10 protein-coding genes are annotated in these 8139 nt (G+C 66.4%); 5 read left to right on the top strand and 5 right to left on the bottom strand.

The features are described from left to right. From RMN84_RS05460 to RMN84_RS05450, 3 genes are all read left to right on the top strand, one after another. Positions 1–222, top strand: a 222-nt coding sequence (locus RMN84_RS05460; protein WP_309611188.1) for a hypothetical protein, incomplete at its 5' end; no start/stop codon positions are given. A 126-nt stretch (positions 223–348) separates the two neighbouring features. Then, positions 349–999 carry an SOS response-associated peptidase family protein gene (locus tag RMN84_RS05455; protein ID WP_309611187.1) on the top strand — a complete coding sequence of 217 codons (651 nt, stop codon included), beginning with the start codon at positions 349–351 and terminating at the stop codon, positions 997–999. Positions 1000–1009: 10 nt separating this feature from the next. Then, complete coding sequence (locus tag RMN84_RS05450; RefSeq protein WP_309611186.1) at positions 1010–1351, top strand: hypothetical protein; 342 nt, start codon at positions 1010–1012, stop codon at positions 1349–1351. On the opposite strand, the gene rsmD is transcribed toward RMN84_RS05450, so the two are convergent. Continuing rightward, positions 1348–1887 carry a 16S rRNA (guanine(966)-N(2))-methyltransferase RsmD gene (rsmD, locus tag RMN84_RS05445; protein WP_309611185.1) on the bottom strand — a complete coding sequence of 180 codons (540 nt, stop codon included), beginning with the start codon at positions 1885–1887 and terminating at the stop codon, positions 1348–1350. The two genes, RMN84_RS05450 and rsmD, sit on opposite strands and share 4 nt — an antisense overlap. Continuing rightward, positions 1884–2744: a pseudouridine synthase gene (locus RMN84_RS05440; RefSeq protein WP_309611184.1), complete on the bottom strand. Its 861-nt coding sequence runs from the start codon at positions 2742–2744 to the stop codon at positions 1884–1886. Before RMN84_RS05440 ends, rsmD begins: the two co-directional genes overlap by 4 nt. Positions 2745–2769: 25 nt before the next feature. On the opposite strand from RMN84_RS05440, the gene RMN84_RS05435 reads away from it, so the two are divergent. Continuing rightward, a complete protein-coding gene (locus RMN84_RS05435; protein WP_309611183.1) occupies positions 2770–3216 on the top strand; it encodes a response regulator in 447 nt (148 codons plus the stop codon). A gap of 12 nt (positions 3217–3228) precedes the next feature. Here the strand turns inward: RMN84_RS05435 and RMN84_RS05430 are convergent, their stop codons facing one another. Further along, positions 3229–4371 carry an aromatic ring-hydroxylating dioxygenase subunit alpha gene (locus RMN84_RS05430; protein ID WP_309611182.1) on the bottom strand — a complete coding sequence of 381 codons (1143 nt, stop codon included), beginning with the start codon at positions 4369–4371 and terminating at the stop codon, positions 3229–3231. A 180-nt stretch (positions 4372–4551) separates the two neighbouring features. Here RMN84_RS05430 and RMN84_RS05425 point away from each other — a divergent pair, with 180 nt between their 5' ends. Beyond that, entirely contained in the window at positions 4552–6276 is a 1725-nt protein-coding gene (locus RMN84_RS05425; RefSeq protein ID WP_309611181.1) for an AmpG family muropeptide MFS transporter, read from the top strand. On the opposite strand, the gene RMN84_RS05420 is transcribed toward RMN84_RS05425, so the two are convergent. Beyond that, entirely contained in the window at positions 6212–7426 is a 1215-nt protein-coding gene (locus RMN84_RS05420; protein ID WP_309611180.1) for a bifunctional folylpolyglutamate synthase/dihydrofolate synthase, read from the bottom strand. The genes RMN84_RS05425 and RMN84_RS05420 overlap by 65 nt on opposite strands. Next, positions 7426–8139, bottom strand: a 714-nt coding sequence (locus RMN84_RS05415) for an acetyl-CoA carboxylase carboxyltransferase subunit beta (RefSeq protein ID WP_309611179.1), incomplete at its 5' end; no start/stop codon positions are given. The genes RMN84_RS05415 and RMN84_RS05420, both read right to left, overlap by 1 nt.

Genomic DNA, 8139 nt, shown 5'->3' with positions numbered 1-8139 from the left:
TCGCCGCCAAGCGATTCATTGAGGAGCGCGGCGAAATCGTCGCGGGTTGGAAATGCCGTTGTGGCCATGAAGTGGTTGTTCTTTCAAAAAGCGTTTCGGCCGCTGGCCGGACCAACATGGTCGGCTTCCGTCGAGCGGACTTTGGTGAAACCCTGTCCGCCGCGACGACCCCATGCCGACGCGACATCCTTGGACGAAGAGGCTCGGGAAAGCCTGCGCTGAACAGCGCCGCGACCCCGGGGCAATGCCTTCCGGACCCTCGACGCTCGCCAAAAGACGGGCTTCCCCGGACGATCTTCGTCCGAAGGACGGCTGCGCCCTTACTCCAGACGCTCTCTAAGAGCAAGAATGGTTGCGCCGGATCGAACGGGACGCAACAGTGACGGGATGTGCAATCTCTACACGATGACCGCAAGCGTCGATGAGCTTAAGGCGGTGTTCGGTGCGTTCGACGGGGATCGCGACAACCTGCCGCCCTTCGACGAGATTTATCCGGGGCAATCGGCGCCGGTCCTGCGCGCGAGCGGGGATGGGCTGAGGCTCGACGCGATGGTGTGGGGCTTTCCCGGGCCGTCGGCGGCGAAGGGGCGGCCGGTGACCAATGTCCGTAATCTGGACAGCCCGTTTTGGAGGTCGGCGCTTGGCAATCTCGAGCGGCGCTGCATCGTGCCGGTCACACGCTTCTGCGAATGGAGTGCGGAGGCCGACCCGGTAACGAATCGCAAGGTAAAACACTGGTTCGGCCTTAACGAGGGTGCCGACCCGCTGTTCGCCTTCGCCGGGCTGTGGCGGCCAGGGGCCAAGGATGGAAGCGACGGGCCGTACATGGCGTTCCTGACGTGCGCGCCCAATGCCATGGTCGGCGCGGTGCATCCCAAGGCAATGCCGGTGATGCTGCGCCCGGTCGATGCGCTCGAGTGGCTGCGGCACGAGCGCGAGGCGGCCTGTGCCCTTGCGATTCCGTTCCCCGACGCCGACATGCGGAAGATCGAGATTTAGGAGAGACGCGATGGCGAAGACTTCAACGAAGAAGGCCAAGAAGGCCGACGGCAAAGCCAAGGGCGGGACGAAGAAGAAGAGCAAGATCAAGGTCGAGATCGATCATGGCGTCGAGACGCTGGCGAAGCTGGCCGATCACCCGCTGATCAGCGATCTGCTCGCGATCGGCGCGATGGCAGCGGTGGCGGCGATTGCCGATCATGGCGCGAAGGCCAAGAATGGCGCGGCCTCCGGCGACGGATCGCGCAAGGCGGTCAAGGCGGCGGGCAAAGCGGCGGCGGCGGCCATCGGCGCGCGAATCCTCAAGGAAGTCGGGAATCTTGGCGCCAAGTCAGCGGCGAAAAAGAGCTAGCCTCTCAGCAGCGTGATCCGCGCCGGACCGGTGTCGCGTTCGGCATCGAGGGTTAGGTGATCGGGTACCGTCACCGCCTGCTTGCGCTGGGTTTCGATCGCCAGCCAGCCGCCATCTGCGAGCCAGTTGGCGCGTGTGATACTGGCGATGACCGCGATCGACGCCTTGGGCGAATAGGGCGGGTCGGCGAGGATCAGGTCGAACGGCGCGGCGGGCGGAAGCTTGAGCGCCGAGGCGAGGCGGACTTCGGCGCGGGCGGTGGCGCCGAGCTTCGCCAGATTGGCCTGGATCGCCTTGACCGCCGCCATGTCGTTCTCGATGAAGCTGACATGCGCCGCGCCGCGCGACAGCGCCTCGAGCCCGAGTGCGCCGCAGCCGGCGAACAGGTCGGCGACGCGCAGGTCCTCGAAACTGCCGAGGCGGCTGACGAGCATCGAGAAGAGCGTCTCGCGTGTACGATCGGCGGTGGGGCGGGTGGCGTCGCCCGGCGGCGCGACGATCGGCCGGCCGCGCCATTCGCCAGCGATGATCCTCATTCGCCGACCGGCTTGCGCCCGCCGCGCAGCGATTTGCGGAACACGAACAAGGCCTCGCGCGGGACCTCGGCGACGTCGCCGGTATCGAGCCCTTCGAGCGTCAGCGGGCCATAATCGGTGCGGATCAGGCGCGACACCTGCAGCCCGAGATAGGCGAGGACGCGGCGGACCTCGCGGTTCTTGCCTTCCGCCAGCGCCATTTCGATCCAGCAGTTACGGCCGGTGCGACGTTCGAGGTTGGCGTCGATCGAGCCATAGCGAATACCCTCGATCTCGACGCCTTCGGACAGATCCTCCAGCTGCTGCTGGGTGACCTCGCCGAACGCGCGGGCGCGGTAGCGGCGGACGACGCCGGTCGAGGGAAGCTCGAGCTGGCGCTTCAGCTCGCCGTCGTTGGTCAGCAGGAGCAACCCCTCGGTCATGAAGTCGAGGCGGCCGACCGGGATCAGGCGCGGCAGGCCAGGCGGCAGCCGGTCGTAGATCGTCGGGCGACCCTTGGGATCACGCTCAGCGGTCAGCGTCGATGGCGGCTTGTAATAGCGGAACAGGCGGGCTGCTTCCGGCTTGGCCACCGGCTTGCCGTCGACGGTCACGCCGGCGAGGTCGGTGAGGATCGTCGCAGGGGTGGTGAGGACGTCGCCGTTGAGGGCGACCCGACCGTCGGCGATCATCCGCTCGACATTGCGGCGCGAGGCGATGCCGGCGCGGGCGAGCAGTTTGGCGATGCGCTGGGGGCCGTCGTCGCGGGCCGGACCGGGCTTGGGTCCGCGTGGTCCCTGGGGTCCGCGCGCCTCTTTTGCGCCGCCGCGTTCGCGGCGCGGCACCGAACCAGTTTTCGTTCGTTGCGGCGACGTCATCTTCACTCCTTCAACGGGAATTGGCGTGCTGTTCAGCAAGCGCAAGCAAATCGTCAAGCGCGTCCTCGTCGTCGAAGATGAACCGCTGACGGCATTCGACAACGAGGTGCTGATCGAAGCCGCCGGTTACGAAGTGGTGGCGACATGCGACAAGGTGCGCGACGCGCTGGCCACGCTCGATGCCCTAGCGCTCGATGGGAGCGGAGTCGACCTGATCCTGTCCGACGTCAAGCTCAATGGGGAGCGCAGCGGCGTCGATCTGGCGCGGCTGGCAAAGGAGCGCGGGGTGCCCGTACTGCTGGTGACCGGGCGCTGTCCGGACGACGCGCGCGACGTCGCCATCGGTTGCCTGACGAAGCCTTATACCGACAAGGTGTTGAAGGAGGCTATCCTGGCGGTCGAGGCGCATCTCCTGGGCAAGACGCCAAAGTTGCCCAAGGGGCTGGAGTTGTTCGCAGTGACGAAGGAATAGCGGCCAACCTCGCTAGCGTAGCGCGGCGTCGATCTTGCGGTGGAAGTTGGCGATGCCGTCTTCGAGCGTGCCAAGCGTGATCTGGTCGATCAGCCCGCTGTCGAGTCCGCGTTGGCCCAATGCTGCGGCGCCGAAATCCTCTGCGCCAAAGGTACCGCCGTCGAGCAGGTCCCAACTTTTTTGCCAATGCGCCTCGGCCTCGTTGGTCTGCGGCTCCTCGGCGATCAGCATGACGTCTTCGACCAGCGTGTGGCCGACGCCCTGCGGCATGGCGATCAGGAGGTTGATATAGTCGGGGCTGACGATCACCACCGCCGACGGGAACAGTTGATAGGTGTAGGTTACCGCGCGGCGTAATGCGGTCCAGTCGTCGCGGTCGATCTCGGACAGATAATCGGAGCGGCCAACGGCGGCGCGCTGGTGAATGCCGATCTCGTCGGCGACGGTGATGCCGTCGGCGAAGAAGCTGGCGATGGTCGCGGCGTGGAGCCGCTGGACATGATAGCTTTCGAGGAAGGCGTCGATGACCAGCTTCCAGTTGGCGGCGACGTCGTGGGTGCGGCGCTTGTAGAGGTGGAGCCCAGCGAGGCCGAATGCGTCGAGATCGGGGGCGAGCGCGGCGGCGTCGGCGAAATCAGGATGCGGATCGCGCGCGAACCAGATCAACCCGCCGGCCTCGAGCGACGGAAATTCGACCAGGCCGTGCTTGGCCTTGTCGAGCCCGGGGAAGCATTCGGCACGCGGCAGCGAAGCGAGCGTGCCGTCGGCGCGATAGGCCCAGGCGTGATAGGGGCACACGATGCGCGTCGCAGGGACCGGGCCTTCGCTATCGAGCAGCCGCGTGCCGCGATGGCGGCAGACGTTGGCGAGGACATGGACATGGCCGTCGCCGTCACGGCTGATGATCAGCGGGACGCCATAGCCGTCATGGACCACCGCCTGGTTGACGTGCGGAAGCAGCGCGGACGGACCGAGCAGGAGGGGTGCGCGAGAGAAGATAAGCTCCTGCTCGCGTTCGAAACGGTGCGGATTGGTATAAGTTGCGGCGGCAACGTGGGCGATGCCGCTGCCCATCGCCGCATCGCCGCGCGCCAGCGAATCGGCAAGAGCACGTTGGCCGGAACTCGGGCGAGACGTAAGGGAAACCATATCCATGTTAAGAATCTGGACCCGCAATGACCGCGACGCAAGCGGGTTGCATGCTGCAACGCGGCGAGGGTCGACGGCTGGCTTCGTCAAACCTGCGGGCGCGCGAAGGAGGGGCAGGGAGAACGTCCGCACTAGCCACCACCGCTGCGGCGGCTAAAGTCGCCCGCTAACAAACCGGAGTTTCGAATGGCGACCGCGCCCACCCCCCGCCCCAAGGGACTCAAGCTGCTGCGCCTGGCGCTGGGCAATCGCAAGGCGGGGTCGATGCTGGGGTTCGGGTTCTCGTCTGGCCTACCCTATGCGCTGTTGATCGGAACACTCAACGCCTGGCTCGGCGATGTGAAGATCAACTTGGCGACGATCGGCGTGCTGTCGTGGATCGGACTGACCTATGCGTTCAAATTCCTTTGGTCACCGCTGGTCGACCGGCTGGAAATTCCCGGACTCAACCGGTTTGGGCGACGTAAGAGCTGGATCATGCTGTGTCAGACGGTGCTGGTCGTGGCGTTCGTGATGCTGGCGCTGACCGATCCGGTGGCGAACATCGGCTGGTTTGCGATCTTCGCGGTGATCGCCGCTTTCGCCTCGGCGACGCAGGATGTCGCGGTCGATGCGTGGCGGATCGACGTCGCCGATGAGGCGGCGCCGGTCGAGCTGCTTTCGGCCATCTATCAGTTCGGCTATCGCACCGCCTCGATCGTCGGCGGGGCGGTGGCGCTAGTGCTGGCAGCGCGGATGAGTTGGAGCCTGGTCTACCTGCTGATGGCGGCGCTGATCGCGGTGGTCATCCTTGTCACGTTCAGCGCGCCCGACACCGCCCGCCCGCCCAAGGGCGCGATGAACGAGGCGCTGAGCCAGGCGGGCGAGGTTGCGCCACGAACCCGCCTGATCGCGCTCGCGATCGTGTGCGTCTGCTGGGCATGGGCGATCATCACGATTGGGCACTTCATGGCGTCGATGCTGCTCGTCGCGCCGGGGGCCAAGCCGCCGTCGGTGGCCGACTTCACTAAATATTACGGTCCGTGGATCATCGTTGCGACGGTGATCGTGCCGCTAGTCATCGCGGCGAGTGTCAACTGGCTCAAGGCACATGGGCGCAGCGTCATGGCGACGCCCGACACCGATCATGGTGCCGGTCGCACGGCGGCCAATCACATGTACGGCGCGCTGGTCTCGCCGCTGGCCGAGCTGTCGGAGCGGCTGGGGTGGGGCGTGTTGATCGTGATGGGATTCATCCTGACCTATGCGCTTTGCTATAATATCTGGTCGAGTTTCGCCTTCCCCTTCTACCTCGATTTCCTTCATTATTCGAAGGACGAGGTGGCGTTCGCGTCAAAGGTGTTCGGCATTTTCATGACGATGATCGGGATCAGCCTGGCCGGCTATCTGTTCGCGCGGATCGGGCGGTTTCCTACGGTCCTGCTCGGCGCAATCCTGCCGCCGTTCGGCAATCTGGTCTATGCCGACCTGGCCGAGGGCGGAGTTCATCTGGACATGGTCGGGCACGCGATCGGGCTGAGCGCGCTGGCCGGATGGTTCGGATCGGATGACCGGATGATGCGGCTGCTGATGGCGATCAGCTATGAAAATATCTCGGTCGGCTTGGCCCTGACGGCGTTCGTCGCCTACCTCTCGTCGATCGTGTCGAAGAAGTTCACGGCGGTCCAATATGCCCTGCTGGGGTCGCTGACGTTTCTCGTCGGGTCCCTACTGCGCGGGGTGGCGGGTGAGTTGTTCGACACTTTGGGCTATGCCACCGTGTTCCGCTGGACCGCAGCGTTCGGCTTCCTTTCATCGCTGTTCGTCAGTTTGGAGTGGATCCGGTCGAGCGCGGTGGCGCGGCGGATCAGTCGGGAAACTCGAGATTTGCCCGCAACGCTTCCCCCGCAAGGTATAGCGACCCCGCGATAAGGATCGGCGAGGGGAGGCCGTCGAGGGCATCCAGCAGTGACGCCGACGCACGTCCGCCGAAGCGGTTGGCCAGCGCGACAGGGGAGTGGCTATCGTGAGCGGGAATGGGAACGAACGTCAGGCTCAGCGCGTGGGGCCGGAGTGTCCGGACGATCGCGGGGGCGTCCTTGTTGGCGAGCATGCCGAGGATCAGATGGCGCGGGTCGTACGCCAGATGGGCAGCGAGAGCGCGGGCGGCGTCTGCGTTGTGGGCGCCGTCGACCACTATGTCGCGGCCCACGGTCAGCGGGCCGTCGGCGAGGGGCTGAAGGCGGGCTGGCCAGTAGGCGGTAGCGAGGCCGGTGCGATACTGGTCAACAGTGACGGGCAGGGCAGCTGCGCTCAGCATCTGCCACGCGAGGTTGGCGTTGCGGACCTGGTGCGCGCCGGGGAGAGTGGGGCGCAGGCTCTCGTCCAGCGTCCAGTCGCGGCCTTCGAGCAGGAGCGGCGCTCCGCGTTCGGCGGTCATGGCCTCGATCGCGGCGAGGGCTTCAGACGGCTGGGCCAAGGCGATGAAAGGCACGCCGAGCCGGGCGATACCGGCCTTCTCGCGCGCGATTTCACCCAGCGTATCGCCGAGCCAGCTCTGATGGTCGATTCCGACGCTGGCTATGCCGCACGCCGCCGGGCGGGCGACGACATTGGTCGCGTCGAGCCGGCCGCCGAGGCCGACCTCGAGTACCAGCGCGTCAGCCGGAGTGCGGGAGAAAGCGAGGAAGGCGGCGGCGGTGGTGGCTTCGAAAAAGCTCGGTTCGAGGTCGGCGCCGATGTCGAGTACTTCACCGAGGAGCGCGGCAAGGTGTACGTCGTCGATCAACCTGCCGCCTAGGCGGATGCGCTCGTTGTAGCGGACGAGGTGCGGGCTGGTGAAGACGTGCGCGGTGAGGCCCGCTGCTTCCAGCCCGGCGCGGAGGAAGGCGCAGGTCGAGCCCTTGCCGTTGGTTCCGGCGACATGGAGCACCGGCGGAAGCGCGTCCTGCGGGTCGCCGAGGCGGCCGAGCAGGACGGTGACGCGTTCCAGCCCGAGCCGGTCGCCGCCGAGGGACAGGGCAGCGAGACGGGTGAGCTGGTGCTGGACGGCCGGGTCCTCCGACCGTGCTCCGTCGGCCATCACGCGGCCGCCTTCTCCGGCGCGAGATAGCCCAGCAGCGCCGCCAGCCGCGCGGTCAGCGCGCCACGCGCCACGACCATGTCGAGCATCCCGTGCGCCAGCAGATATTCCGCCCGCTGGAACCCTTCGGGCAATTTCTCGCGGATGGTCTGTTCGATCACCCGCTGCCCGGCGAACCCGATCAGCGCGCCGGGTTCGGCCAGCTGGACGTCGCCGAGCATCGCGTAGCTCGCCGTCACACCGCCCGTCGTCGGGTCGGTCAGCACGACGATGTAAGGCAGTCCGGCCTCGCGCAGGGTCGCCAGCGCGACGGTAGTGCGCGGCATCTGCATCAGGCTCAATATCCCTTCCTGCATCCGCGCGCCGCCCGCGGCGGTGAACAGGACATAGGACAGTCTCGCGTCGATCGCGGCCTTGATCCCGGCGACGATCGCGGCGCCGACGGCGATGCCCATCGATCCGCCCATGAAGGCGAAATCCTGCACCCCGACGATCGCGTCATGGCCGCCAATGGGGCCGCGCGCGGTAATCAAGGCATCGCGCTCGCCGGTCGCGGTGCGGGCGGTCTTCAACCGGTCGACGTAGCGCTTGCTGTCCTTGAACTTGAGCGGGTCTTCGCGGACTTCGGGCGTCGGCAACAGGCGATACTGGCCATCATCGAACAGCATGTCGAACCGCGCCGCCGGGCCGATGCGGTCATGGTGATCGCACCG

The organism is Sphingomonas sp., assembly GCF_031380695.1.
GTDB lineage: Bacteria > Pseudomonadota > Alphaproteobacteria > Sphingomonadales > Sphingomonadaceae > Sphingomicrobium.
Note: the sequence above shows the minus strand (reverse complement) of the source record. Positions and strands in the feature narration are given on the sequence as shown.